Source organism: Noviherbaspirillum sp. L7-7A (genome assembly GCF_019052805.1).
GTDB lineage: Bacteria > Pseudomonadota > Gammaproteobacteria > Burkholderiales > Burkholderiaceae_D > Noviherbaspirillum_A.
Genome location: NZ_JAHQRJ010000001.1, coordinates 69,211 through 91,986 on the forward strand (window position 1 = coordinate 69,211; position 22,776 = coordinate 91,986).

General features: G+C 65.6%; 25 protein-coding genes. 15 read left to right on the forward strand and 10 right to left on the reverse strand.

The genetic code is table 11. The features are described 5' to 3' along the window. Positions 1-54 precede the first annotated feature (54 nt). The gene (locus KTQ42_RS00345; protein WP_217343684.1) at positions 55-1,047 is read right to left on the reverse strand and encodes a helix-turn-helix transcriptional regulator; all 993 of its coding nucleotides are present in this window, start codon (positions 1,045-1,047) and stop codon (positions 55-57) included. A 333-nt stretch (positions 1,048-1,380) separates the two neighbouring features. On the opposite strand from KTQ42_RS00345, the gene KTQ42_RS00350 reads away from it, so the two are divergent. The 3 genes from KTQ42_RS00350 to KTQ42_RS00360 all read left to right on the forward strand — a co-directional run bounded on the left by KTQ42_RS00350 (position 1,381) and on the right by KTQ42_RS00360 (position 3,052). Continuing rightward, positions 1,381-1,671: a hypothetical protein gene (locus tag KTQ42_RS00350; RefSeq protein ID WP_217343685.1), complete on the forward strand. Its 291-nt coding sequence runs from the start codon at positions 1,381-1,383 to the stop codon at positions 1,669-1,671. 55 nt (positions 1,672-1,726) lie between these two features. Further along, on the forward strand, positions 1,727-2,452 hold the full coding sequence (locus KTQ42_RS00355; protein WP_217343686.1) for a Crp/Fnr family transcriptional regulator: 726 nt from the start codon (positions 1,727-1,729) through the stop codon (positions 2,450-2,452). 183 nt (positions 2,453-2,635) lie between these two features. Then, positions 2,636-3,052: a hypothetical protein gene (locus KTQ42_RS00360; RefSeq protein ID WP_217343687.1), complete on the forward strand. Its 417-nt coding sequence runs from the start codon at positions 2,636-2,638 to the stop codon at positions 3,050-3,052. 100 nt (positions 3,053-3,152) lie between these two features. On the opposite strand, the gene KTQ42_RS00365 is transcribed toward KTQ42_RS00360, so the two are convergent. The 3 genes from KTQ42_RS00365 to KTQ42_RS00375 all read right to left on the reverse strand — a co-directional run bounded on the left by KTQ42_RS00365 (position 3,153) and on the right by KTQ42_RS00375 (position 5,468). Next, positions 3,153-4,259, reverse strand: a complete 1,107-nt coding sequence (locus KTQ42_RS00365) for a malate/lactate/ureidoglycolate dehydrogenase (RefSeq protein ID WP_217343688.1) — start codon at positions 4,257-4,259, stop codon at positions 3,153-3,155. Between the two features lie 336 nt (positions 4,260-4,595). Then, positions 4,596-5,015 carry a YciI family protein gene (locus tag KTQ42_RS00370; RefSeq protein WP_217343689.1) on the reverse strand — a complete coding sequence of 140 codons (420 nt, stop codon included), beginning with the start codon at positions 5,013-5,015 and terminating at the stop codon, positions 4,596-4,598. A 42-nt stretch (positions 5,016-5,057) separates the two neighbouring features. Further along, the gene (locus KTQ42_RS00375) at positions 5,058-5,468 is read right to left on the reverse strand and encodes a VOC family protein (protein ID WP_217343690.1); all 411 of its coding nucleotides are present in this window, start codon (positions 5,466-5,468) and stop codon (positions 5,058-5,060) included. Positions 5,469-5,606: 138 nt separating this feature from the next. Between KTQ42_RS00375 and KTQ42_RS00380 the strand changes: the two genes are divergently transcribed. Continuing rightward, a complete protein-coding gene (locus KTQ42_RS00380; RefSeq protein WP_217343691.1) occupies positions 5,607-6,059 on the forward strand; it encodes a helix-turn-helix domain-containing protein in 453 nt (150 codons plus the stop codon). On the opposite strand, the gene KTQ42_RS00385 is transcribed toward KTQ42_RS00380, so the two are convergent. Further along, positions 6,043-6,930, reverse strand: coding sequence for a MerR family transcriptional regulator (locus KTQ42_RS00385; protein ID WP_249222593.1), 888 nt, complete (start codon positions 6,928-6,930; stop codon positions 6,043-6,045). The genes KTQ42_RS00380 and KTQ42_RS00385 overlap by 17 nt on opposite strands. Before the next feature lie 369 nt (positions 6,931-7,299). Between KTQ42_RS00385 and KTQ42_RS00390 the strand changes: the two genes are divergently transcribed. The 8 genes from KTQ42_RS00390 to KTQ42_RS00425 are packed head-to-tail and all read left to right on the forward strand — an operon-like array spanning position 7,300 to position 14,255. Further along, positions 7,300-8,628, forward strand: coding sequence for an FAD-dependent oxidoreductase (locus tag KTQ42_RS00390; RefSeq protein WP_217346753.1), 1,329 nt, complete (start codon positions 7,300-7,302; stop codon positions 8,626-8,628). Further along, a complete protein-coding gene (locus tag KTQ42_RS00395; protein WP_217343693.1) occupies positions 8,625-9,401 on the forward strand; it encodes a DUF1365 domain-containing protein in 777 nt (258 codons plus the stop codon). Before KTQ42_RS00390 ends, KTQ42_RS00395 begins: the two co-directional genes overlap by 4 nt. Continuing rightward, on the forward strand, positions 9,398-10,627 hold the full coding sequence (locus KTQ42_RS00400) for a cyclopropane-fatty-acyl-phospholipid synthase family protein (protein WP_217343694.1): 1,230 nt from the start codon (positions 9,398-9,400) through the stop codon (positions 10,625-10,627). The genes KTQ42_RS00395 and KTQ42_RS00400 overlap by 4 nt, the downstream gene beginning before the upstream one ends. Next, complete coding sequence (locus KTQ42_RS00405) at positions 10,624-11,208, forward strand: chalcone isomerase family protein (protein ID WP_217343695.1); 585 nt, start codon at positions 10,624-10,626, stop codon at positions 11,206-11,208. The genes KTQ42_RS00400 and KTQ42_RS00405 overlap by 4 nt, the downstream gene beginning before the upstream one ends. Continuing rightward, a complete protein-coding gene (locus KTQ42_RS00410) occupies positions 11,205-12,485 on the forward strand; it encodes an MFS transporter (protein ID WP_217343696.1) in 1,281 nt (426 codons plus the stop codon). The genes KTQ42_RS00405 and KTQ42_RS00410 overlap by 4 nt, the downstream gene beginning before the upstream one ends. After that, positions 12,482-13,027: a DUF3833 domain-containing protein gene (locus KTQ42_RS00415; RefSeq protein ID WP_217343697.1), complete on the forward strand. Its 546-nt coding sequence runs from the start codon at positions 12,482-12,484 to the stop codon at positions 13,025-13,027. Before KTQ42_RS00410 ends, KTQ42_RS00415 begins: the two co-directional genes overlap by 4 nt. Beyond that, a complete protein-coding gene (locus tag KTQ42_RS00420; protein WP_217343698.1) occupies positions 13,024-13,800 on the forward strand; it encodes an SDR family NAD(P)-dependent oxidoreductase in 777 nt (258 codons plus the stop codon). The genes KTQ42_RS00415 and KTQ42_RS00420 overlap by 4 nt, the downstream gene beginning before the upstream one ends. A gap of 11 nt (positions 13,801-13,811) precedes the next feature. Continuing rightward, positions 13,812-14,255, forward strand: a complete 444-nt coding sequence (locus KTQ42_RS00425; RefSeq protein ID WP_217343699.1) for a nuclear transport factor 2 family protein — start codon at positions 13,812-13,814, stop codon at positions 14,253-14,255. Positions 14,256-14,292: 37 nt separating this feature from the next. Here KTQ42_RS00425 and KTQ42_RS00430 read toward each other — a convergent pair whose 3' ends face one another. The 3 genes from KTQ42_RS00430 to KTQ42_RS00440 form a co-directional block, all read right to left on the reverse strand. Then, positions 14,293-15,030, reverse strand: a complete 738-nt coding sequence (locus KTQ42_RS00430) for a CBS domain-containing protein (RefSeq protein ID WP_217343700.1) — start codon at positions 15,028-15,030, stop codon at positions 14,293-14,295. Positions 15,031-15,286: 256 nt separating this feature from the next. Continuing rightward, positions 15,287-16,543: a serine hydrolase domain-containing protein gene (locus KTQ42_RS00435; protein ID WP_217343701.1), complete on the reverse strand. Its 1,257-nt coding sequence runs from the start codon at positions 16,541-16,543 to the stop codon at positions 15,287-15,289. Continuing rightward, entirely contained in the window at positions 16,540-17,838 is a 1,299-nt protein-coding gene (locus KTQ42_RS00440; protein ID WP_217343702.1) for a serine hydrolase domain-containing protein, read from the reverse strand. The genes KTQ42_RS00435 and KTQ42_RS00440 overlap by 4 nt, the downstream gene beginning before the upstream one ends. Before the next feature lie 188 nt (positions 17,839-18,026). On the opposite strand from KTQ42_RS00440, the gene KTQ42_RS00445 reads away from it, so the two are divergent. Next, positions 18,027-19,493, forward strand: a complete 1,467-nt coding sequence (locus KTQ42_RS00445) for a DEAD/DEAH box helicase (RefSeq protein WP_217343703.1) — start codon at positions 18,027-18,029, stop codon at positions 19,491-19,493. Positions 19,494-19,547: 54 nt separating this feature from the next. Here the strand turns inward: KTQ42_RS00445 and gluQRS are convergent, their stop codons facing one another. Together gluQRS and KTQ42_RS00455 are read right to left on the reverse strand one after the other, a co-directional pair. Then, positions 19,548-20,426 (reverse strand): tRNA glutamyl-Q(34) synthetase GluQRS, encoded by an 879-nt coding sequence (gluQRS, locus tag KTQ42_RS00450; protein ID WP_217343704.1) that lies wholly within the window; start codon positions 20,424-20,426, stop codon positions 19,548-19,550. After that, positions 20,423-21,346 carry a LysR family transcriptional regulator gene (locus KTQ42_RS00455; RefSeq protein ID WP_217343706.1) on the reverse strand — a complete coding sequence of 308 codons (924 nt, stop codon included), beginning with the start codon at positions 21,344-21,346 and terminating at the stop codon, positions 20,423-20,425. The genes gluQRS and KTQ42_RS00455 overlap by 4 nt, the downstream gene beginning before the upstream one ends. Positions 21,347-21,463: 117 nt before the next feature. Here KTQ42_RS00455 and KTQ42_RS00460 point away from each other — a divergent pair, with 117 nt between their 5' ends. Both KTQ42_RS00460 and nudB read left to right on the forward strand, forming a co-directional pair. After that, positions 21,464-22,162: a pirin family protein gene (locus tag KTQ42_RS00460; RefSeq protein WP_217343707.1), complete on the forward strand. Its 699-nt coding sequence runs from the start codon at positions 21,464-21,466 to the stop codon at positions 22,160-22,162. A gap of 120 nt (positions 22,163-22,282) precedes the next feature. Further along, positions 22,283-22,762: a dihydroneopterin triphosphate diphosphatase gene (gene nudB / locus KTQ42_RS00465; RefSeq protein WP_217343708.1), complete on the forward strand. Its 480-nt coding sequence runs from the start codon at positions 22,283-22,285 to the stop codon at positions 22,760-22,762. The last annotated feature ends 14 nt before the right edge of the window (positions 22,763-22,776 follow it).

Genomic DNA, 22,776 nt, shown 5'->3' on the forward strand with positions numbered 1-22,776 from the left:
CTTTTGTTAATCCTAGGGCTTGAGGGATAGAACATCCATAGGACGGATGTTCTATCAGGCCAAATCAGGAAGCGCGTTTCTCAATGCGGTTTTATTGGAAACGCCTAATTTCCGGTAGGCCGAATGCAATTGATTGCGAATGGTGGCGGGGGATATATCCAGTTGCCTGGCAATTTCCTTGTAGCTCAATCCCTCCGCGGCAAGCCTGGCGGCGCGGTATTCTGCCATTGAAAGCGGTATCGGATGCTTGCGCTTTTCGGTAATGGTCATGCAGATGACATTGCCCTGCACGGACGCTTTTACCTGAATTGATGTGCCGACGAACATCATTTCATTGTTCTGCCTTAGCGAGTCGATCAAAGGACGCGGTAAAAGCGGCGGCGTCCATTCCTTCCATTCAAGTTGAATCAGCCGAATTACCTCCGGATCCACAAAATGCAGGCAGCCGTCATGCGTGGCCAGTGCAGTTGAACTGCCGTCTGCTGTCGGGGAAGAAGATACATTGAGACGGCCATTGATTCTTTTGGCCTGAAGAATATGCGGCAGCAGCATGTTTGCCGCATGGGCGTCTTTTTCGGAATAGGGATTGGTCTTGACCGCGCGCCAGAGCGCGATGGTGGGCACCGTATGGATGGTCGGCTGGCTTGACACGAATGTCAGGGAATGGGCGGTTTCATACTTGCGGCAGTAATCCAGTATGTCGGGGTCGGACACGCCCTCCGTGAGGTTGGCAATGACGCTGTTGCCACGCTCGGCCAATGCCTTCTTCAGCACGAAATCACGGCTGCTCAGCGCGCCATTCCTGTTCAGGCTCTCGGTGCCCATTGCCTTTGGCCTGTCCAGCATCTTTTCGACAGGCGCATCGTGCAGGTGAATTGACTGGATAATGAACTTTTGCTGCTGTATCGCGGAAAAATCGACAATGACCGCGGAGTCGAATTGCAGTACATTCCTGAATTTATTCAACGCATGCTGGTTGAAGTCCGGAATCGTGCAGTGTTGTGCACTATCGTAGATGTCAAGAAGTAGGTTGAGTTGGCTCTCCATATTTTCTTGTAAGACGTTTTTCTGGAATTGAGCTGAGGATCGAAATACTGGAAATTATCAAATAGATACTTTCAGTATAATTGAAAATTCGAAACATTTTTTATAAATAAAAGCATTTATTCCAGAAACAATCAGGTGCCGTCCCAATTGGAATTTCCTTTCTTCATTCTCCGTATCCTTTTCAGGAATTAATGGCCGCAGCCTGAAACAGAAAGAACAGCGCTCCCGAGCCTCCATGCAGCTGCGCTCACTGACGACTTGGCTTTTAACGTGCTCCTGAACACAAGCCGTGCAGATGCCCTGTCTGACTCACGCGCTCTGAATGAATTCGCAATGCCTTCTTTGAAAGCAGGCCTTGATCAAAGGCTGACAGGTGTATGCGATATCGCTGCAAGCGTGCTGGCGCATTGCAGCCGCCTCCGTGATGGGCAATGTCGCCGCCTTGCAAAATGTCTTCCTCCGGCCACACATATGTCAGCATCCTTACTGACATCCGCCGCGCCAAGCCTCAGCATGCCGCTTCACTTTAAAAATGCGAGGCGGACGACATTCCATGGCGAGTTCGATTGGGACAGCGCAATCAAATACAAGCATCTTGTCGATTACGCCATAGCCGATCAATGATCTGCAGTCGTGATTTGATACGTCAACGCCTTACTTATAACGATCAAGAAATACGATGTATCAGTCGATGAGCGAAGGGCACACTTGCCAGAACCGTATCCTGGCAAGGCTGTCAGCTGAAGAATACGCCAGCATTGCGCCGCGGCTGGAACTGGTAAGAACCCAGCTCAAGGAGGTTCTCTACGAGCGCGGCCGCCCGATTTCCTATGTATATTTTCCCTGCAGTTCGGCGCATTCCAATCTGATCATGCTGGAAAACGGTTCGGCAGTGGAAGTGGGTACGGTGGGCAATGAGGGCTTGTCGGGCGTGGAATTGCTGATCGGCGCCAGCACGGCCATCGAGACCGGGGTATGCCAGGTCGCGGGCACCAGCCTGCGCATGAGCGCGCATGACTTCCGGGCGGCGGTGAAGGGGAAGACTGCCTTGAGGTTATTGGCGGAACGGTATTTTCATGGCTATCTGTCGCAGGTGTCGCAATCGGTTGCCTGCAACCGCATGCACACCATCGTGCAGCGCTTTGCGCGCTGGCTGCTGATCATGCACGACCGGGTGCGGGGCGAGGAATTTTCGCTGACCCAGGAATTCCTGGCGACCATGCTCGGCGTGCACCGGCCCAGCGTCAGCATGGTGGCGGGGGAATTCCAGAAGGCCGGGCTGATTGAATATACCCGCGGCCAGATGAAGATCGTCGACCGGACGATGCTGGAACAGATGTCCTGCGAATGCTATGGCATCGTGCGCGCCGAATTCGAAAAGGCGCTGGGAATGCCGCTTGGTTGATTACTATCGCTGTGCTTGACTCAGAGCAATGCGCTGTTAGTCAGGACACACTACATTGTTGATCATTTGTCATGCATGCTGTTGCGCGGTGATAATAGTTACTGCGTCGATGTCGATTATCGAAGGCGCACGCTCTGCCAGCGTCGTCTGCATCTGATCAACCTGTTTCGAAAAGGACTTCCCATGTTCAAGCCGTTAGCCGCCGGATTTCTGGCCGTCAGCCTGCTGTTTTCCGCCTCCGGTTGCACTACGCTCGCCGACGCCCGCGCCGGACAGGGTACGGGCCAGGTACGCGTCTATGATGCCTCCTGGGACAAGGTGTGGAACACGATACCCGTAGTGCTGAAGGACCTCGGCCTGAAGGAAGAGGGCTATCACAAGGGAACGGGCTACGTGGTGGCGCAGAGCAAGGTGCCGATGCTGAGGGCGCTGCCAGGCGTGGGCGTGGGCGAGAACATCGCCATCTTTGTCGACAAGGCCGACAGCCCGAACCAGACCAAGGTGGAAGTGGTGGCAAAGAACAAGTTTGCCGTCGACGCATTCGCCAACAAGTGGGAAGACAAGGTCCACGAACAGCTCAAGACCAGGTTGGCACGCTGAGGCGGATTCGAGTCCGCTTTAATTCTTAAAAAAGCCAGGGCGCTGGTTGCTCGCTGCCTGAGGCAACCGGCGCCCTGGAATGCAGCGCCATCCGGCCGGTTCAGCCGGCTGCAACCCCTGCCAGTTCCCCAATCCGGGTATCCGTCATGCCCACTGCGCGCGCGGTGTCGCTGATCTGCTTCCATGTTGCCTTGTCCACCGGCGTGCCATGCGCGCTGCGCTCGGCGCAGCGCGCCAGTTCCGGTTCGCCCGGCAGCAGCACCTCGTCCACGCCCTGCGCCCGGCGCGATGCCTTGAGCCAGTCGATGAAGGCGTCGGCTTCGCCCTGGGCATCGGGCGCGTCGAAGGCGGCCGGGCTGACGATGACGGACATCATGCAGTTGATGATGGCGCTGTTGGTCATCAGCGTGTCCTCATGGGTAGTGAAGCCGCCCGACAGCGCGCCGGCAAGGATCTCGCACAGGGCGGCCATGCCGTAACCCTTGTGGCCGCCGAAGGGCAGCAGGCAGCCGCGCGGGTCTTCATGCACGACACGCGGCTCGTTGCTGGGCTGGCCGGCATGGTCGATCAGGCTGTCGGGCGGCACCTGGTGCCCCTTGTTATAGGCCACGCGGGTCTTGCCGAAGGCAATGCGGCTGGTAGCGAAGTCCAGCACCAGCGGCGGCTTGCCGGCGCGTGGGAAGGCGGCGCAGAACGGATTGGTGCCGATGCGCGCATCGATCCCGCCGAAGGCGGCGACCAGCGGGTCGCCAGCCACGTTGACGAAGTGGAAGGACACCATGCCGGCCTGCGCGCATTGCTCTGCCCAGTGGCCGATGCGGCCGATGTGATGGGCGTTGCGCAGCCCCACCGCGCAGATGCCGAGCTGGGCGGCGCGGGCAATGCCGGCCTGCATCGCTTCATGGGCCACCACCTGGCCGAAGCCGCGTCCGCCTTCGACCGTCAGCACCGCGCCGGCGTCGCGCGCGATCTGCGCATGCATGTTGAGCTTCAGTTCACCGTCCTGCAGCGAGCGCAGATAGCGCGGAATCATGCCCACGCCATGCGAGTCATGGCCCGACAGATTGGCCTGCACCAGATGGTCGGCCACCAGCCGCGCTTCGGTCGGTTCGCTGCCTGCCTGCTCCCATAGCGCGCAGACCAGCGCATGCAGGCGGGTTGCGTCGATCAGGATGTCGGTTCCGGTGGAAATATCCTTGGCATTCATTGTCCATGTCTCCTTGTTTGTTATGACGTACGCGGCGCGGGCTTGCGCGACACGGCAGGGCATCATAGAGGGCGAAGCGGCGTGGCAGCAAGCCGGCGTCGGACGCGCTTGATCGGACCGGGGCGCCTGTGCCAGCGGCGGTGATCGGCGGACGAGAAAGCAGGTTGTGCAATCAGGAAGGCGGCGAGTACCCGGTGCTGGGTGCCAGAGGCAGAAATGGGAATGCCATGCGCCTGGCCGTGATGACTCGGCGGGCAAGACCACATCGGCCTTGCCGGCACTCTGCAGATGACCGGCGGCCGGGCGCCGCCTGTGTCGGCTACCCCGGCCCGTGGCTCAGCCCGGCCGCGCGCCGGCCTGCATTTCCTGGAAGCCGGCAGCGGCCTGCTGCACGTCGGGCGGGAATTCCTCGAATTCCTGTACCTGGCGCACTTCGATGATTTCATTGCCCGAGGCAGGGCAGCGGCTGGCCCAGGCAATGGCTTCGGCGCGCGAGGCGACGTCGATCATCCAGTAACCACCCAGCACTTCCTGCACGCCGGGGAAGGGGCCTTCGGTCACCTTCGGCGTGCCGCCCTCGAAGCTGATGCGGGCGCCGGCGGCCGGCGGATGCAGGCCGTTCAGGTCGCGCAGCACGCCGGCTTCCTTGAGCGCCTCGTTGTACTTCATCATGGCTTCGACAGCCTTCGCATCGGGCATGGTGCCTGCGGCGGCGGTTTCGTAGCCCCTGGGGATCATCAGCATCATGAAGCGCATGGCGGTAGTCCTTTTGGTGTTGGGGGGGAAATCGACGGCGCTTCAGGCAGGGACGAGGACCATCCAGCCCAGGCCATAGCGGTCAGCCAGCATGCCGAAGCGGGAAGAAAAGAATGTGGGCGCCATCGGCATGCGGATCTGGCCGCCTTCGGCCAGCGCGGCAAAAAGGCGTTCCGCCTCGGCGTCGGTAGTGGCGTTGAGCGTGAGCGAGAAGCCGTTGAAACCGGTGGTGCCCGAGCAGTTGCCGTCGGAGGCCAGCACCGTGCTGTCGCCGATGCGCATGCTGGCATGCATGATGCAGTTTTCCGAGCCGGGCGGCAGCATGCCGGGCGGTGGGTCGGGATTGTCGCTGTAGCGCATCAGCTGCGTGATTTCGGCGCCGAGCACATCGCGGTAGAACATCAGCGCTTCTTCACAACGGCCTTCGAAAAACAGGTAGGGCTGGATCTGCATGGCATTGCTCCCGTTGGCTGCATGGATGCTGCTGGAAGGCGCCTTCCGATGGACGGATGACGTGACCTGCGAATAGGCGTGGCTTGGCATCGAGTATATCAACTCGCTTGCATTATGCAAGCATGTTAAGATTGCCGCATGAAACGTTCTGAAAACAAGTCGCACTGCCCGGTGAATTTTGCGCTGGAGACCTTTGGCGATGCCTGGTCGCTGCTGGTCGTGCGCGACATCGTGTTCTGGGGCAAGCGCACCTACAAGGAATTCCTGTCGTCGGATGAAGCCATTTCCACCAATGTGCTGGCGGCGCGCCTGGCGCATCTGGAACAGCGCGGCATCCTGGTGCGCGAGCCGCATGCCAATGACCGCCGGCGCGAGGTCTATACACTGACGGAGAAGGGACTCGGCCTGATTCCGGTCCTCCTGGAAATGTCGGGCTGGAGCGCCCGCAACGATCCGGACACCACCGCGCCCCAGGCATTCGTCGAAGCGGTGTATGCCGACCGCGCCGCCATGTTCGCAGCGGTGCAGGACGCGGTGCGGCGCGGCGGCTCGCTGTTCGGGGACGGTGGCCTGCTCAGGCGGCCGGCGTGATGTCGCCCGTGCTGCCGGTGCGGGCAGCGCGCCAGGCGGCGAGCGCCTCCTGTGCATGCTGTATCGAGGGAAGTAGTTGTACGCCAGCCTGTGGCTGCAGCCGCTCGACGCCGGCGCCCCCGGCCCAGAGTTCGACGCTTTCCGGCAGCAGGGCGCGCAGCTGCGCCAGCTGGGGCGCCACCTGGCGTACTGCATAGGCGCCTGAAAACGACAGCGCCACCACATCCGCATGCTGTGCCCGCGCCGCCATGGCAATGTCGAACAGCGGCGTCTGAATGCCCAGCGAGACACAGGTGGCGCCGTCCAGCGCCATCAGCGCCTCCACCATCAGCAGGCCCAGTCCATGCTGCTCCTCGGGCACCGTGGTCAGCACGATGCGCGGGCTGCCGGCCTGCTGCGCCGGCAGGGTGGCGATCGCCTGTCGCAGCAGTGCCTGCACCTGCTCGGTGTAGAGGTGCTCTTCAAAAATCTCGAATTCACCGCTCATCCAGGCCTCGCCCACTGCCCGGTTCAATGCCGGAAGTGTCTGGACCACGAAGTCCTGCAGGCCCTGGCGGAGCATGGCCTGGTTGAGGGCGCTGCGCAGTTGCGGCACGTCGTGGCCTTTCACGAGCGCCAGCAGTTGCTGCGACAACGGGTCGGCGGCCATCGGCTGCCGCGCCGGCGCGGCAGCCGCCACGCCCAGGGCCTGCAGTTCTTCCTCGCTGGCAGCCATCAGGCGGCCCGGGCGATGGCCCTGGTCCATCAGGCGCTTCAAAAGCCGCAGGCGATCGACCTGGGTGGCAGGGTAGAGCCGCTCGCCATGCGCGTCGCGATCCGGCTTGGGAAAGCCATAACGCCGTTCCCAGACGCGCAGTATGTCCTTGGACAATCCCGTTTCCCGCTCCGTCGCAGTAATGCCTAGCGCCGGTCGCAGCTGATGTGTAGAACTCATTTTGTCCTGGACAAATTGTTGACAAGAAATTGAGGCGTGTCTATATTAGCCAGCGTGGGCATGATTGTCCATGACAAAGAGGTTTCCCGGTTTGCAGAGTTTTTGCATCCGAATGCTTGCTCCAGCCGTATAACCAATTGAAGATCCGCCGCCTTCCATGCTGTCCAGTGCATGGAAGCGCAGGGCTATTGTTGCATCCTGCTTTGTCATGGACAAAGCGGGCGAGAAAAAGATGATGATGTGAAAGATAAGGGAGCAGGCATGGAAAATACGATGTCAGGCCAGGCGGTTGACGCCGGAAACAGGATGGAGGTTGGTCCGACCCGCAGGCGCATAGCGGTCGTGGGCGCCGGCATTTCCGGGCTGGCAAGCGCGTGGCTGCTGTCGCAGCGCTATGAGGTGACGCTGTACGAGGCGGGCAATTACCTGGGTGGCCATACCAACACGGTGGATGTCACGGTCGACGGCATCAGCCATCCGGTCGACACAGGCTTCCTGGTATTTAACCACCATACCTATCCAAACCTGACCGCCATGCTGGACCATCTCCAGGTCGACAGCGTGGCAACCGACATGTCTTTTGCGGTCAGCCTCGACCAGCCCGACCTGGAATGGGCGGGCAGCAGCCTGGGCACGGTGTTCGGGCAGAAGCGCAACCTGGTGCGGCCGGCTTTCTGGCGCATGCTGGCCGACATCCTGCGCTTCAACCGCGAAAGCGTGGCCTGGCTGCAGGACCATCCCGAAGGCCGCATGACGCTGCGCGACTTCCTGCGCGCCGGCGGCTATTCCCAAACCTTCGCCGACTGGTACCTGCTGCCCATGGCAGCCGCCATCTGGTCCTGCCCGGCAGGAGAGATGCTGGACTATCCGCTGGCGACCTTCGTGCGCTTCTGCCGCAATCACGGCCTGCTGCAGGTGTTCGGCCGGCCGCAGTGGCGCTCCATCGTCGGCGGCGGCAGGGAATATGTGCGCAGGCTGGCGGCCGGCATCGGCCATATCCGGCTGGCGACGCCGGTGCGCCAGGTGCGCCGGGTCGAATTCGGCGCGCTGGTGGAAACCGATCATGACTGCCGGCTGTACGACGAGGTGGTGCTGGCCTGCCACAGCGACCAGGCGCTGGCGCTGCTGGGCGCCGATGCCAGCGCTGAGGAACGCCGCCTGCTGGGCGCGATCTCCTATCAGCCCAATCGCGCCGTGCTGCATACCGACCCGCGCCTGCTGCCGCGTAACCGGGCGCTCTGGTCAGCCTGGAATTACCAGGCCGCCAGCGATGTGTCGGACGCCGCGCCCGTGGGCGTGTCCTACCTGCTCAACCGGCTGCAGCCGCTGCCCTTCGACACGCCGGTCATCGTCACCCTGAATCCACGGCGCGAACCGGCTGCCCACACCGTGCTGGCGGAGTTCGACTATGCCCATCCGCTGTTCGACAGCGCCGCCATCGCGGCGCAGGAAGAGCTGGCGCTGCGCCAGGGGCGTGACGGCATCTGGCTGTGCGGCGCCTGGAATGGCTATGGCTTTCATGAAGACGGCCTGAAATCGGCGCTGCGGGTAGCCAATGCGCTTGGCTGCCATGCGCCGTGGCAGGCTGACGCCGCCACCCAGCCCGCTCAGGCGGAACTGGCGCAGGCGGCATGAAGCCGGCGGCGCGGCTGTTCATGGGGCAGGTGATGCACCGCCGCCTGCGGCCGGTGGTCAACCGCTTCGTCTACCCGGTCTGCTTTTGCTTGCTGCCGCTGTCGGCGCTGGAAGCCAGCGCCAACCGGCTGTTCTCCATCAACCGTTTCAACCTGCTGAGCTTTCATTACGCCGACCACGGCGCCCGCGACGGCAGCCACCCGCTGCCATGGATACGCTCGCTGCTGGCGCAGTCGGGCCTGCATGCCGACGGCGAAATCTGGCTGCAATGCTTTCCGCGCATGCTGGGCTTCGTGTTCAGTCCGGTCAGCTTCTGGTTCTGCCATGCGGCCGATGGCAAGCCGGTGGCGGTGCTGGCCGAAGTCAGCAACACCTTCGGCCAGCGCCATCGCTACCTGCTGGCCCATGGCGACGGCAGAGCGCTGGCCGAGGGCGAGACGCTGCAGGCGGCCAAGACCTTCCATGTCTCGCCGTTTCTGGCAGTGCAGGGCCACTATCGCTTCCGCTTCTATGCCCGCAGCGTCGACGGCGCGCCGTTCTGGCGGCTGGCCCGCATCGAGCATGCCGATGCCGCCGGCGACCTGCTGCATACCGCCGTGTCCGGCGAGGCCGTGGCGCTGGACGCGCCAGGCGTGCTGCGCGCGGCGCTGCGCTATCCCTTCATGACGCTCCTGATCGTGCTGCGCATCCACTGGCAGGCATTGAAGCTGTGGTGCAAGGGCGCGCCATTTTTCCGCCAACCTCCTTCTCCGCTCAACGACAAACAACCATGACCATACCGGAAAACATGCTCAGCCTGCCCGCCGCCATCGGCGCATTGCCGCGTAGTGCCGCCGTGCTGCTGCAGATGCTGGAAAACATCCGCCACGGCAGGCTGGACATGCGCCTGCCGGATGGCGGGCACTGCTGCTTCGGCGACGAGCAGGCCGGGCCGCATGCGCACATCGAGATCAGCGACTGGCGGCTGTTCGACGAAGTGCTGGCGCGCGGCGACATCGGCCTGGCCGAGTCCTACATCGCCGGCGACTGGCACAGCCCCGACCTGGCCGCCTTGCTCACGCTCCTGGCGGGCAACCGCGATGCGCTCGCCCATGCCGTGTACGGCCAATGGTGGCGCCTGCTGGCGGCGCGCCTGCGCCATCTGGTGCGCGACAACAGCCGGGCCGGTTCGCGCCGCAACATCATGGCCCACTATGACCTGGGCAATGATTTCTACAGCCTCTGGCTCGATCCCACGATGAGCTATTCCAGCGCGCTGTACGAGGGCGACGCCGCCAGGCCGCTGGCCGAGGCGCAGCTGGCCAAGTACCGCCGCATCCTGCAGCGGCTGGGCGCCGTGCCCGGCCAGCGCATCCTGGAGATCGGCTGCGGCTGGGGCGGCTTTGCCGAAGTGGCGGCGCGCGAGGCGGGCGTCGAGGTGGTGGGCGTAACGCTGTCGCCGGCGCAGCTGGCGTATGCGCAGGACAGGATGCGCCGCGCCGGCCTGGACGGCCAGGTCAAGCTGCTGCTCTGCGACTACCGCGACCTCGGTGGAGAGCAGTTCGACCATATCGTGTCGATTGAAATGTTCGAGGCGGTGGGCGAGCGCTGGTGGCCTTCCTACTTCAACGCGCTGCAGCGACTGTTGAAGCCAGGCGGCCGCGCCGTGGTGCAGAGCATCACCATACGCGACGACCTGTTTGCCCGCTACCGGCGCGGCACCGACTTCATCCAGCAGCATGTTTTCCCCGGCGGCATGCTGCCCAGCCCATCGGCCTTTGCCGGGCAGGCCAGCCGCGCCGGGCTGGCACTGAGCGACAGCCATGCCTTCGGCCCGGACTATGCGCGCACGCTGGCTGCATGGGCGCAGAGCGTGGAGCAGCGCTGGACGGAGGTGGCCGCGCTGGGCTTCGACGAGCGCTTCCACCGCATCTGGCGCTTTTACCTGGCCTACTGCGAAGCCGGCTTCAACAGCGGCTGCACCGACGTCATGCAGTTCGAGCTGCGGCACGCATCATGAACGGCTGGCCGGCAGCGGCTGCCATGCGCGCGCAATGGCGTCATGCCGTCACGGCCGCCATCGCTGCCTGCGCGCTGCTGTGCCCGGCCGGGCCGGCGCTGGCGCTGCCCGATGCCATCCGGGACAACCCCGGCGTTGCGCCGGACGCCTGGAACCGCTGGGGCAGCGGCGAAATGCGCTGGCTGGGCATTGCCCTCTACCAGGCCACGCTGTATGTGGCCGGCAACGATGCCGGGCAGGCGCCGCTGGCCCTGCGCCTGGAGTACCGGCGCGACATCCCCGGCACGCGCCTGGTGCAGACGACCATGGAGGAAATGCGCAGGCTGGGCGCCGACCCGGCCCGGCTGCCCGCATGGGAGGCGCAACTGCAGCGCCTGTTTCCCGATGTGCAGAAGGGCGACACCATTACCGGCGTCCTCATTCCCGGCCTGGGCGTGCGCTTCTTTCATCAGGACCGTCTGCGTGGCCAACTGACCGATAGCGAATTCGGCCGCTGGTTCTTCGCCATCTGGCTGCATCCAGACAGCCGCAGCCCGGCCTTGCGCAGCCAGTTGCTGCAGCCGCCGCGAAAGCCCGCATGAGCGACGCTGCGCCCGGCCTGCGCCAGACGCTGTGCTACGGCGTGCTCGGCCTGCCGGTGGCGATGGCGGCCCTGCCGCTCTACGTCCACCTGCCGCAGCGCTATGCGCAGGCCGGACTGTCGCTCGAAATGCTGGGTGCGCTGCTGCTGGCGGCGCGCCTGGCCGATGCCGGCGTCGATCCGCTGCTGGGCGCCTGGACCGACCGCATGCAACGGCGCGGCCTGCCGCTGGCGCTGGCGCTGGCGATGCTGGCCGGCGGGCTGTTCGGCCTGATGCATCCGCCGGCGCAGGGCGCCGCCGCCTGGCTCCTGCTGTTCATGCTGCTGACCTTCTTCGGATTCTCGCTGGCCACCATCGTCCATCAAAGCTGGGGCACGGAAGTCGGCGGCAATGCCGCCGGACGCACCCGCCTGACCGCCAGCCGCGAAGGCTTCGGCCTTCTCGGCATCCTGCTGGCGGCGGCGCTGCCGGGGCTGCTGTCGGCCGACCTGGCGCGCGGCCTGTCGCTGCTGGCCTGGCTCTATCCGCTGCTGGTGCTCGGCGCTGCGCTGCTGGCCTGGCGCGGTGCGCCGGCGCCGCTGCGGCGCGCCGCGGTGGCAGCGCCGGCGCCGCTGGCCGCCGGCATGCGCCGGGCATGGCGCAACCCGCGCTTTGCGCGGCTTCTGGCGGTGTTTGCCGTCAATGGCATTGCCGGCGCGCTGCCGGCCACGCTGGTGCTGTTCTTCGTTGCCGATGTGCTGCAGGCGCCGCAATGGAGCGGGCCGCTCTTGGCCCTGTATTTCCTGGCTGGCGCGCTGGGCTTGCCGCTGTGGGTGAGGCTGGCGCGGCGCCTGGGCCGCATGCGCGCCTGGACACTGGGCATGCTGCTGGCGGCGGCGGCCTTCACCGGCGCGCTTGGCATCGGCGCGGGCGACGTGCGGGCATTCGCCCTGGTGTGCCTGCTGTCGGGCCTGGCGCTCGGCGCCGATCTGGCGCTGCCGGCGGCGCTGCTGGCCGACATTGCCGATGCCGATGCCGAGGCCGAGACCGGCACGCGGCAGGCACCCAAGGCCGGCGCCTATTTCGGATGGTGGAACCTGGTGGCCAAGCTCAACCTGGCGCTGGCCGCCGGTATCGCATTGCCGGCACTGGCATGGCTGGGTTACCAGCCCGGCAGCACCGGGCCCAACGCCCGCGCTGCGCTGATTACCGCTTATTGCCTGTTGCCGCTGCTGCTCAAACTGCTGGCCGCCGCGCTTGCGTGGCGCTGGCGCTCGACCCTGGAGATCCGGACATGAAGAAACTGCTTGCCATCGCTTCCCTCTGCATGCTGCTGGCCGGCTGCGCCGGCGTGCCGGTGGCGCATTACCAGGCCGCCCAGCCGGTGCTGGACCTGCCGCGCTATTTCAACGGCACCGTGGATGGCTGGGGCATGTTCCAGTCGCGCTCGGGCGAAGTCGTCAAGCGCTTCCATGTGGTGATCGAGGCCAGCTGGACCGAGCGCGACGGCCAGCAGGTGGGCACGCTGGATGAACATTTCAGCTGGTCCGACGGCACCACGTCGCGCCGGGTCTGGACCATCAGCCGCGACGGCGAGCGCGGCTTCGTCGGCCGCGCCGATGATGTGGTGGGACCGGCGCGCGGCGAGACCGCGGGCAATGCGCTGCACTGGCGCTATGTGCTGGCGCTGCCGGTCGATGGCAGGGTATGGAATGTGGATGTCGACGACTGGATGTTCCTGTTCGACGAGAAGGTGATGCTGAACCGCTCGGCGGTCAGCAAGTTCGGCATCCATGTCGGCGATGTCACGCTGAGCTTCATGAAGCGGCCGGCGCCATGAACCCGGCGATTACGGACTGGCGCGGCAAGCGGGTCTGGCTTATGGGAGCGTCCAGCGGCATCGGCGCGGCGCTGGCGCGCGAGCTGCTTGCACGTGGCGCAAGGGTGGCGCTGTCGGCGCGCAAGGAAAGCATGCTGCATGAACTCGCCGGCACTGCGCCCGACGCGGCCGATGCGCTGGTGCTGCCATGCGACGCTGCCCATCCGGCCAGCCTGGCGCAGGCCTGCGCCTGCGTGATCGACCGCTGGGGCGGCGTCGATGTGGCGATCTATCTTGCCGCCGACTATCAGCCGATGCGGGCCTGGGAGCTCGACCTTGATGTAGCCAGCCGCATGATCGACATCAACCTGGGCGGCGCCATTGCCTTTGCCGCCTGCCTCATGCCCTGCCTGCTGCGGCAGGGGCAGGGCCAGCTGGCCTTCGTCGCCAGCGTGGCCGGCTACGGCGGCCTGCCGAAATCCCTGATCTACGGCCCGACCAAGGCCGCGCTGATCAATTTCGCCGAAACCCTGTACCTGGATTTGGCGCCGAAGGGCATCGGCGTGAGGGTGATCAATCCGGGCTTCGTCGCCACGCCGCTTACCGCGGGCAACGACTTCTCGATGCCGGCGCTGATCACGCCGGAACAGGCGGCGCAGGCCATACTCAAGGGCTATGCCGGCACCGCGTTCGAAATCGATTTCCCGCGCCGCTTCACGCGGCCGATGAAGCTGCTGTCACTCTTGCCGTACCGCTGGTACTTCCCGCTGGTGCGGCGCATTACCGGACTGTGAAGGAAAGAACCATGGATGCCGCGCAGGCGCTGGCCAGGCTGGCCGACTATTTCGAAAGCATGACGCCACAGAGCGTGGACCGCATCGGCGACTTCTATGCGCCCAATGCCCGCTTCAAGGACCCGTTCAACGATGTGCGCGGCGTGCCGGCGATCCGGCAGGTGTTTCAGCACATGTTCCGCCAGGTCGGACAGCCGCGCTTCATCGTCACGGAACGCATTGGTGGCGAGGTTGGCGACGCCGGCGCGGTGCTGCTCTGGCAGTTTCACTTCCATGCCCGCTTCGGCCTTCGGGAACGGGCGCAGATCATCCATGGCGCCTCGCATCTGCGCTTCGACGCGGCAGGCCTGGTGGTGCTGCATCGGGATTACTGGGACGCCGCCGAAGAGCTGTATGCCAAGCTGCCGCTATTGGGAACGCTGATGCGGGCGCTGGCCGGCAAGCTGGCCGCTTGAGCCTGCCCTTGCCAGGCTGATCCTGCCCGAGCCGCGTTCAGGCGCCGCGCTGTCCCGGCTGGTCCGGCTCGGGTGGTTCCTCCACCATCATCCCGCTGGTCGGCTCGCACCAGACCAGGTGATCATGGACGGCAGTCACGCCCGGTATGTTGCGCGCCGCCACGCACAGCGCCTCGCGCTCCCGTCCGTCGAGGATGGTGCCGTACAGATGCACCTCGCCCTTCTGCACCACCAGATTGAGCATCGAGCGCGGCGCCCAGGCGCTGGCAGCCAGCTCCGTTTCCAGCTGCTGGCGTATCTCTTCGTCGGTTGGCAGTGACGCCGGCAGGGTGGGCGCCACCAGTGCCAGGGCACGCAGCAGATTGGCGCGGGTGATGATGCCCGCCAGCCGTCCCTGGTCCAGCACCGGCACCCGCTTGATGCGCTGCCTTTCCATCATGTCCACCACCTGCTGCAGCGGCATGTCGGGCGTGGCGCAATGCAGGCTTGCGCTCATGGCATCGGCCACGGTGCGGCCATGGGCATGGGTGTATTCGGCGGCCAGCTTGCCGGGGCCGATCAGGAATTCCAGCCAGCGAGGACGATGACGCTCCGTGCCCAGCTCGCTGCGCCGCAGCAGGTCGCCTTCGGTCAGCATGCCGACCAGCGTGCCGTTCTCGTCCGTCACCGGCATGCCGCTGATGCCATGTTCCAGCATGGCCGCGATGGCGTCCTTGAGCTCGGTGTCGCGCCGTACCGTGATGACCCGCCTGCTCATGATGTCCTGTGCTTTCATGGGTTGCCTCCGTGAGTGCGCCCCGGCCAGTGGGCCGGGCATGAGCCATGGTAAGGAAAAGTCCCGCGGAAAAAACGAAGGCGGATCAAGAAACCGTGTCCAGCGGGTCTTGATGCTGCTGCCGGCCAGCCAGCCGGCTGCGCAGGCGGCTTATCTCTGGCGCAGGACGCCGGCGACCTTCGGTTTCGTGACGTTTCGCATGAGCCGGCGCGCCGGACACCGCCGGCAGCGCAGCAATTCCGTCGTTGCCGCGCCGCTATTGCTGCGCCGATGCGCCGACCACGGCCGCTTCCAGTTCGGCGATGGCGGTGGCGATATCGGCCTGGTCCGGCATGCGGTTGAAGGCCACGGCCCAGGTCCAGCCGTCGTCGCGGGTCTGCAGGAAGGCGTAGGAACCGGTGGGCAGCGGGCCGCTGCGCTGCAGGATGGTCACGCCGCCTTCGCTGCGGAGATCCCAGCCGGGCGAGTAGGGCGAGTCGGGCAGGCGCTGGTCGCGGCTGGCCATCAGCGCCAGGGTTTTCTTCTGCAGCAGCGGCGTCACACTTTCATTGCCGCCCAGGCCGGTGGCAAAGCGCACCAGGTCGGTGGGCGTGGCGACCCAGCCGGCCTGGGCATCGGCGGTGGAAAACACATAGCCGGTGTAAGCCGGTGCGCCGCGCCGCTGGCTGCCATCCTGCGCCAGCACCGGCCTGGTGCCCGGGCGGTCGTAGTAGGTCGCTTCATTGGGCAGGCGGCTGGCCGCATCGGCGCCGGCGATGCGCATGCCAACCGCGCCGGTGGGCTGCAGCACCAGTTGCTGCATGGCTTGCGCATAGGGCATGCCGCTGCGGTACTCGACGATGCGGCCCAGCAGGTTGTAGCCAAAGCTGCCTGGCTGCGCCTTGCTCGCCGGATCGGCGTCGAGCCGGCGCTGGCGCAGCATGTAGCCGGCCACGGTGCGGGCATTGGCCGGGGCGGTGGCGCCCATCGCGCGGGCGATGCCGGCCAGGTCGGCATAGGGATCGTCATCGTCGGTCTGCCAGCCGGATGTGTTGAGCAGCAGGTCGCGCAGGCGGATGTCGGTAACGCGGCGGTCGCGGCGCGGCAGCCAGTCGGGGAAGGCGGCATCGGGCAGCAGGGCGGCGCCGCCGAATACCCGGTAATCCAGCGCTTCCGGCAGTTCGGCCTCGAACTGCTTCAGGATTGCCGCGCCGGTCAGCGCAGTCGATACCGCGCCGATGCGAAACAGCGTATCGACTGTTGCCGCGGCGCCCGAATTGGCGTCGGCGCGGCCATAGCCGCTGCGAAACACCAGCATGCCGTCATGCGACACGGCGATGCTGCCGCCGGGGATGTCGTTGCGCTTCATGATGTCGCGCATGGCCGCGCCAACCCGGCTGTTGAGCGACTCGTTGAGCGCGCGCTGTTCGGCATTGCCGTCGCAGCCGGGCGGCAGGGCGACGCAGCACATCACGGCCAGCGCTGCGCCGTTCTGCAGGCGTTTCAGAAAGGGGATGGCGTTGAGCGGATTCATCGCAAGGCGATTGCCGCGGCGGGCTTGCTGGATCTGGCGATCACATCGACGGCCTTGCTGACTGCGTCCCTTGCGTTGGTGAGATCGATGGCGATCTTGTCCATGCTCAGGTTGACGGGATCAGAGATCGGCATCCGGTTCAGCGCCAGCGCCCAGGTCCAGCCGTCGTCGCGCATCTGGACGATGGCATAGGTGCCGCCGACCAGCGCGCCCGGACGTTCCAGGATGCGCACGCCGTTCTCGTCGAGCACGTTGAATGCCAGGCCGTACTGGGAATCGGGGAAGCGGGGGCTGCGCTGTGAAACCAGCTTCATGGTCTGTGGCGACAGGAGGGCCGGCTTGCCATCCTTTCCCTGCAGCGCCAGCGCGAATCGCACCAGGTCGGCCGGCGTGCCGGCCCAGCCGCCATGGGCGTCCATGCTGTTGAAGTCCAGGCCGACATACGAGGCCGGACCCTTGAGGCCGCTGCCGTTGACGCTGGTAGAGAGTTCCGCGTTCGGGTAGTCGTAATAGACGGTTTCGCCTGGCATGCGGATGGCGCCGCTTGCCGCCGGGATGAACATGGAAGCGGCCCCGGCGCGGCGCAGTACGGTGTCCTTTACCGCCTGCACATAAGGCTTGCCGGTCTTGTACTCGATGATGCGGCCCAGTATGTTGTAGCCGAAGTTGCTGTACATGGCCTGGCTGCCGGGCGCGGCGCCGAGCTCGTGATGCCGCAGCATGTAAGCGATGATGGTCCGCGGCGACGCCGGCGCGGCAACGCCCATTTCCCGCGCCACGTTGACGAGGTCGAACTGCGGATCGTAGCCGTCGATGCTCCAGCCCGACGTGTGCTGCAGCAGGTCGCGCAGGGTGATGTCGAGCACCCGTGCATCCTTCGGTTTGACGTACTCGGGAAAGGCGGCGTCCGGCAGCAGGCCCTGCGGTCCGAACACCTTCTGGTCCAGCGCCTCCGGCAGTGACTTTTCATACAGCCGCAGCACCGTCACTGCGGTAAGCGCCTTGGACACGCTGGCGAAGCGAAACCGCGTCTGCGCGGTTACCTTTTCGCCAGTAGCCACATCGCTCAATCCAATGCCGCCCTGATAGACCATCTTGCCTTGATAAGCGACGGCCACGCTGGCGCCGGGAATGCCGTACTGCTTCATCAGGCCCTTGATTGCCGGTTCGACCCGGCTCTTGACGGTCTGCTCGGTCCCGGCTGATGCCCCGGCCCCGCACGCCCCCAGGGAAGCGACTGCGGCGAACAGCGTCGCGCTGGCAAGAAAAGATAGACGCTTGCAGCCTTTAAGCATGAGGTACCTCTTATGAAATGAAAAAGGAGGGTGGCGCGCGTCGGCAATGGCATGCAACGCCTGCGGCAGACCCATCAGGCTCAGTGGCACGCCCGGCTTAAGCGTTCATCAAATCGCTGTATAATCCGATGTTCCCTACTTTTCCCATCTTTTGGTGCAGTTCGCTTGCTCCGGAACCCACCCACACCATGTCCGACATTCAGTCTGCAGCCGCGCAAACCCCCGCGGCACCCATCCGCTTTGAAGATTTCGGCCTGTCGCCAGACATACTGAAAGCGCTCGCCGAGCAAGGCTATGCGCATCCGACGCCCATCCAGGCGGCGGCAATTCCGGTCGTGCTGCAAGGGCGCGACGTGATGGGCGCTGCCCAGACCGGCACCGGCAAGACCGCCGGCTTTTCCTTGCCCATCATCCAGCTGCTGCTGGCCCACGCCAGCAGCAGCGCCTCGCCGGCGCGCCATCCGGTGCGGGCGCTGGTGCTGACGCCCACGCGCGAGCTGGCCGACCAGGTGGCGGAAAACGTCAAGGCCTACTGCCGCTTCACGCCCCTGCGCTCGACCGTGGTGTTCGGCGGCGTCGACATGGCGCCGCAGACGGCCGCCCTGCGCGCCGGCGTCGAGATCGTGATCGCCACGCCGGGCCGCCTGCTCGACCATGTGCAGCAAAAGACGATCAGCCTGTCGCAGACCCAGATCCTGGTGATGGACGAGGCCGACCGCATGCTGGACATGGGTTTCCTGCCGGACCTGCAGCGCATCATCAACCTGCTGCCCAAGGCGCGCCAGAACCTGATGTTCTCGGCCACCTTCTCGCCGGAAATCAAGAAGCTGGCATCGAGCTTCCTGAACGACCCGGTCACCATCGAGGTGGCGCGCAGCAACGCCACCGCCGACCGCGTCACCCAGACCGTCTACAAGGTGTCCGAGGATGACAAGCGCGATGCGGTGCTGCACCTGATCCGCGGCCGCGACCTGAAGCAGATCCTGGTGTTTTCCAATACCAAGATCGGCGCCTCGCGCCTGGCGCGGCACCTGGAGCAGGAAGGCGTGAAGGCGTCCGCCATCCACGGCGACAAGACCCAGAACGAACGCATGGCGGCGCTGGAAGCCTTCAAGAACGGCGGCGTCGACGTGCTGGTGGCAACCGACGTGGCGGCGCGCGGGCTGGACATTTCCGACCTGCCCTGCGTGATCAACTATGACCTGCCCTATAACGCCGAGGATTATGTGCACCGCATCGGCCGAACCGGCCGCGCCGGCGCCTCGGGCGACGCAATCTCGCTGTATTCCGACAAGGATGCGCGCCTCTTGCAGGACATCGAGAAGCTGATTCGCGCCAAGCTGGCGCCCGCGGCGCTGGAAGGCTTCACGCCCCGCGCGCATCATGGCGAACGCTCGGCCGAGCGTGCCGAGCGCAGGCCGCGCCGCGACGAGGGCGCACGCGAACCGGGCGGCCGTGAACAGGGCAGCCGGGAAGCCCGTTCGGCCGCGCCGCGCAGCGGTGGCTATGCGCCGCGCCGCGAGAAGGTCGATCCCTGGTTCCTGAAGCCCTATGAGCCCAGCACGTCGGCGCCGCAGCCGGCCAACGAGCCGCAGGAAGCCGCCGCCAAGCCGCAGAAGCGGGCAGCCCTGCTGGGCGGCCTGCCCAAGCGCTGAGCCTGCGGCCCGTACGGGCTGCAGGCCCGCGACAGGCCGTTTGCAGCACCAGAGCTAACTTCCCGCCAGCGGGCCATGGCGGTCGCGCCACAGCGCCACCGCCGCCTCCAAGAACTCCGCCACGGTTTCCCTGCGCGGCAGCCCCAGTCCCAGAAAGCCCGCCGCCTGCATCAGCCCCTCCAGCGGATGGCTGTTGTCCAGCGCCGCCGCGCCGGTCTGCTTGGACAGCTTCTCGCCATGCTCATTCTGCAGCACCGGCACATGCATGTAGCGCGGCGTCTGATAGCCCAGGAGCCGCTGCAGGTGGATCTGGCGGGCCGTGGAGTCGAGCAGGTCGGCCCCGCGCACCACGTGCGTGATGCCGCATTCGGCATCGTCCACCACCACCGCCAGCTGATAAGCCCAGTAGCCGTCGGCGCGTTTCAGCACGAAGTCGCCCACTTCGGTGGACAGGTGCTGGCTGACCGGCCCGATCCAGCGATCGTTGAAGCGGATGACCTGGTCCGGCACCCGCAGCCGCCAGGCGCGCGCGGCGCGGCCGGGGGCCAGGCCATGGCGGCAGGTGCCCGGATAGACCGCGGCGCCATCAGAGGCCACGCCCAGGCGCGAGTCGGCAATCTCGCGCCGGCTGCAGCCGCAGGGATAGACCGCATCGCCCAGGCGCTCGAACGCCGCCTGGTACAGCGCCTTGCGCCGGCTTTGCCACAGCGGTTTGCCATCCCACTGCATGCCGTGCGCCTGCAGGCATTGCATGATGGCCTGCGCCGCCTCGGGCAGGGCGCGCGCCTCGTCGATGTCCTCGATGCGCAGCAGCCAGGCGCCGTCGTGGGCGCGGGCATCCAGGAAGCTGGCCATGGCCGCCACCAGCGAGCCGGCATGCAAGGGGCCGGTGGGCGAGGGCGCGAAGCGGCCGCGGTAAGTCGTTGGATTCATGATGCGTTTTCCAGCAGGCGATGTCTGACCTCGGGCTCGGACAACCGGGCCAGGAACCATTTCAGGGCCTTGCCGCGCGCGCCGCTGCGCCAGGCCAGATGGGCGGCGCCGGCCGGCTTGGACTCGACCGTCTGCTTTTCCACCAGCGCGCCGCTGGCAAGGTAGGGCGCGGCCAGCATGCGCGGCAGGTGGCCGCAGCCCAGGCCGGCCAGTTGCGCGGCCAGCTTGGCTTCCAGCGACGGCACGGTCAGGGTGTCCTGTCCGGTCAGCAGGCCGGCGGTGATGCCGGGCAGCATGCGTCCGGTGTCGCCGGCGGCGACTGCGCGGTGCCGCCGGATCAGCTCGGCCGGCAGCGGGTCGGGTTCGCCGGCCAGCGGATGGGCCGGCGCCACCGCGAACACCCAGTCGATGCCGCCCAGGAGGCGGGTGCGGAAGTCGCTGCTCATGCGCATGGTTTCCGGACCGTCGTAGGCGGCGCCGATGGCGAGATCGGCGCGGTCGGTCAGCAGCGCTTCCCAGACGCCCGACAGCACTTCCGACGTCAGCCGCAGCCGGGTGCCCGGCTGCTCCCGGCCGAAATCGTCCAGCAGCGGCAGCAGGCGCTGGAACGGGATCACGCTGTCGACCACGATGCGCAATTCCGCTTCCCAGCCGGCCGCGGTGCGCTTGACCCGCTGTTCCAGCGCCTCGGCAGCCTGCAGCAGATGCCGGCCCTGCGCCAGCAGTTCCTCGCCGGCCGAGGTCAGCTGGGCGCGGTGGCCGCGCCGGTCGAACAGCAGCACGTCGAGGTCGTCCTCCAGCTTGCGCACCGTATAGGTCAGTGCCGACGGCACCCGGTCGAGCGCGGCGGCGGCGGCGGCAAAGCTGCCGCGGCGGTCGATCTCGTCCAGGATGCGCAACGATTCCAGGGTCAGGTTCATCGGGAAAAGAGGTTCAGGAAATTTGAATGAAAGGTACAGCATTATGCCCTTATTCGTTCGCTTTCAAAGGGCTATAGTGCTTCACATCCAATCAACATCAATACAAGGAGCGACCAGATGAACCAAGTACGCAAAGCCAATGAACGCGGTCATGCCAACCATGGATGGCTGGACTCCTGGCACAGCTTTTCGTTCGCCGACTACTACGATCCGCAGCACATGGGTTTTGGCGCGCTGCGCGTGATCAATGAAGACCGCGTCGCGCCCGGCAGCGGCTTTGGCACCCATGGCCATCGCGACATGGAAATCATCACCTACGTGCTGGAAGGCGAACTGGGCCACAAGGACAGCATCGGCAATGGCAGCGTGATCCGGCCCGGCGATGTGCAGCGCATGAGCGCCGGCAGCGGCATCCGCCACTCCGAGTTCAACCACGCCAGCCAGGCGCAGACCCATTTCCTGCAGATCTGGATCGAGCCCAACGTGCGTGGCATCGCGCCCGGCTACGAGGAAAAGCGCTTCGACGCCGCCGACAAGCGCGGCCGCCTGCGCCTGGTGGCCAGCCCGGACGGCGCCGACGGCTCGGTGACGATCCACCAGGATGCGCGGCTGCTGGTCGGCCTGTTCAGCGGCGACGAATCGGCCGAACTGCCGCTGGCGGCGGGGCGGCGCGCCTATGTGCATGTGGCGCGCGGCAGCATCACGGCCAATGGCGTGGCCCTGCAAACGGGCGATGCGCTGAAGGTGTCGGATGAAGCGCTGCTGACGCTGGCCGATGGCGCCAATGCCGAGGTGCTGGTGTTCGACCTGGCCTGATCCCGCAGGCTGTTCAGGGCGCGTCCGCCGTCGCGGACGCGCCTGGCGTCGCGCCAGCGGCGCCGCATCCCCAAACTTGCCAGGCCGGCTATACTGCTCCCTCCGTCCAATGCCGCCGCCATGCAACACAAGCCTTACAAGATCCCCGAATCGGTCCTGGTCGTGATCCACACCGCCGACCTCGACGTGCTCCTGATCGAGCGCACGCCCAATCCCGGCTTCTGGCAGTCGGTGACGGGCAGCAAGGATACGGTCGACGAGCCGCTGACGCTCACCGCCGCGCGCGAGGTGATGGAGGAAACAGGCATCGTCGTTGCGCAGAATCATCTGCAGGATTGGCAACTTTCGAATGTCTACGACATCTACCCCGTATGGCAGCACCGCTATGCGCCGGGCGTGACGCGCAACACCGAGCATGTCTTCAGCCTGCAGGTGCCGCGCGACATCCCGGTGACGCTGGCGCCGCGCGAACACCGCGACTATCTGTGGCTGCCCTATCGGGAGGCGGCGGACAAGTGCTTTTCGCCGTCCAACGCGGAAGCGATATTGCAACTGCCGCAACGCACCGCCATGTCCAGGATGGAGAACACACCGCATTAACACGAACAGGATCA

Excerpts from the sequence above, each read along its gene's own strand:
- KTQ42_RS00345 (WP_217343684.1), bottom strand. The coding sequence starts at position 1,047 with ATGGAGAGCCAACTCAACCTACTTCTTGACATCTACGATAGTGCACAA.
- KTQ42_RS00350 (WP_217343685.1), top strand. The coding sequence starts at position 1,381 with ATGCCTTCTTTGAAAGCAGGCCTTGATCAAAGGCTGACAGGTGTATGC.
- KTQ42_RS00355 (WP_217343686.1), top strand. The coding sequence starts at position 1,727 with ATGTATCAGTCGATGAGCGAAGGGCACACTTGCCAGAACCGTATCCTG.
- KTQ42_RS00360 (WP_217343687.1), top strand. The coding sequence starts at position 2,636 with ATGTTCAAGCCGTTAGCCGCCGGATTTCTGGCCGTCAGCCTGCTGTTT.
- KTQ42_RS00365 (WP_217343688.1), bottom strand. The coding sequence starts at position 4,259 with ATGAATGCCAAGGATATTTCCACCGGAACCGACATCCTGATCGACGCA.
- KTQ42_RS00370 (WP_217343689.1), bottom strand. The coding sequence starts at position 5,015 with ATGCGCTTCATGATGCTGATGATCCCCAGGGGCTACGAAACCGCCGCC.
- KTQ42_RS00375 (WP_217343690.1), bottom strand. The coding sequence starts at position 5,468 with ATGCAGATCCAGCCCTACCTGTTTTTCGAAGGCCGTTGTGAAGAAGCG.
- KTQ42_RS00380 (WP_217343691.1), top strand. The coding sequence starts at position 5,607 with ATGAAACGTTCTGAAAACAAGTCGCACTGCCCGGTGAATTTTGCGCTG.
- KTQ42_RS00390 (WP_217346753.1), top strand. The coding sequence starts at position 7,300 with ATGGAGGTTGGTCCGACCCGCAGGCGCATAGCGGTCGTGGGCGCCGGC.
- KTQ42_RS00395 (WP_217343693.1), top strand. The coding sequence starts at position 8,625 with ATGAAGCCGGCGGCGCGGCTGTTCATGGGGCAGGTGATGCACCGCCGC.
- KTQ42_RS00400 (WP_217343694.1), top strand. The coding sequence starts at position 9,398 with ATGACCATACCGGAAAACATGCTCAGCCTGCCCGCCGCCATCGGCGCA.
- KTQ42_RS00405 (WP_217343695.1), top strand. The coding sequence starts at position 10,624 with ATGAACGGCTGGCCGGCAGCGGCTGCCATGCGCGCGCAATGGCGTCAT.
- KTQ42_RS00410 (WP_217343696.1), top strand. The coding sequence starts at position 11,205 with ATGAGCGACGCTGCGCCCGGCCTGCGCCAGACGCTGTGCTACGGCGTG.
- KTQ42_RS00415 (WP_217343697.1), top strand. The coding sequence starts at position 12,482 with ATGAAGAAACTGCTTGCCATCGCTTCCCTCTGCATGCTGCTGGCCGGC.
- KTQ42_RS00420 (WP_217343698.1), top strand. The coding sequence starts at position 13,024 with ATGAACCCGGCGATTACGGACTGGCGCGGCAAGCGGGTCTGGCTTATG.
- KTQ42_RS00425 (WP_217343699.1), top strand. The coding sequence starts at position 13,812 with ATGGATGCCGCGCAGGCGCTGGCCAGGCTGGCCGACTATTTCGAAAGC.
- KTQ42_RS00430 (WP_217343700.1), bottom strand. The coding sequence starts at position 15,030 with ATGAAAGCACAGGACATCATGAGCAGGCGGGTCATCACGGTACGGCGC.
- KTQ42_RS00435 (WP_217343701.1), bottom strand. The coding sequence starts at position 16,543 with ATGAATCCGCTCAACGCCATCCCCTTTCTGAAACGCCTGCAGAACGGC.
- KTQ42_RS00440 (WP_217343702.1), bottom strand. The coding sequence starts at position 17,838 with ATGCTTAAAGGCTGCAAGCGTCTATCTTTTCTTGCCAGCGCGACGCTG.
- KTQ42_RS00445 (WP_217343703.1), top strand. The coding sequence starts at position 18,027 with ATGTCCGACATTCAGTCTGCAGCCGCGCAAACCCCCGCGGCACCCATC.
- gluQRS (WP_217343704.1), bottom strand. The coding sequence starts at position 20,426 with ATGAATCCAACGACTTACCGCGGCCGCTTCGCGCCCTCGCCCACCGGC.
- KTQ42_RS00455 (WP_217343706.1), bottom strand. The coding sequence starts at position 21,346 with ATGAACCTGACCCTGGAATCGTTGCGCATCCTGGACGAGATCGACCGC.
- KTQ42_RS00460 (WP_217343707.1), top strand. The coding sequence starts at position 21,464 with ATGAACCAAGTACGCAAAGCCAATGAACGCGGTCATGCCAACCATGGA.
- nudB (WP_217343708.1), top strand. The coding sequence starts at position 22,283 with ATGCAACACAAGCCTTACAAGATCCCCGAATCGGTCCTGGTCGTGATC.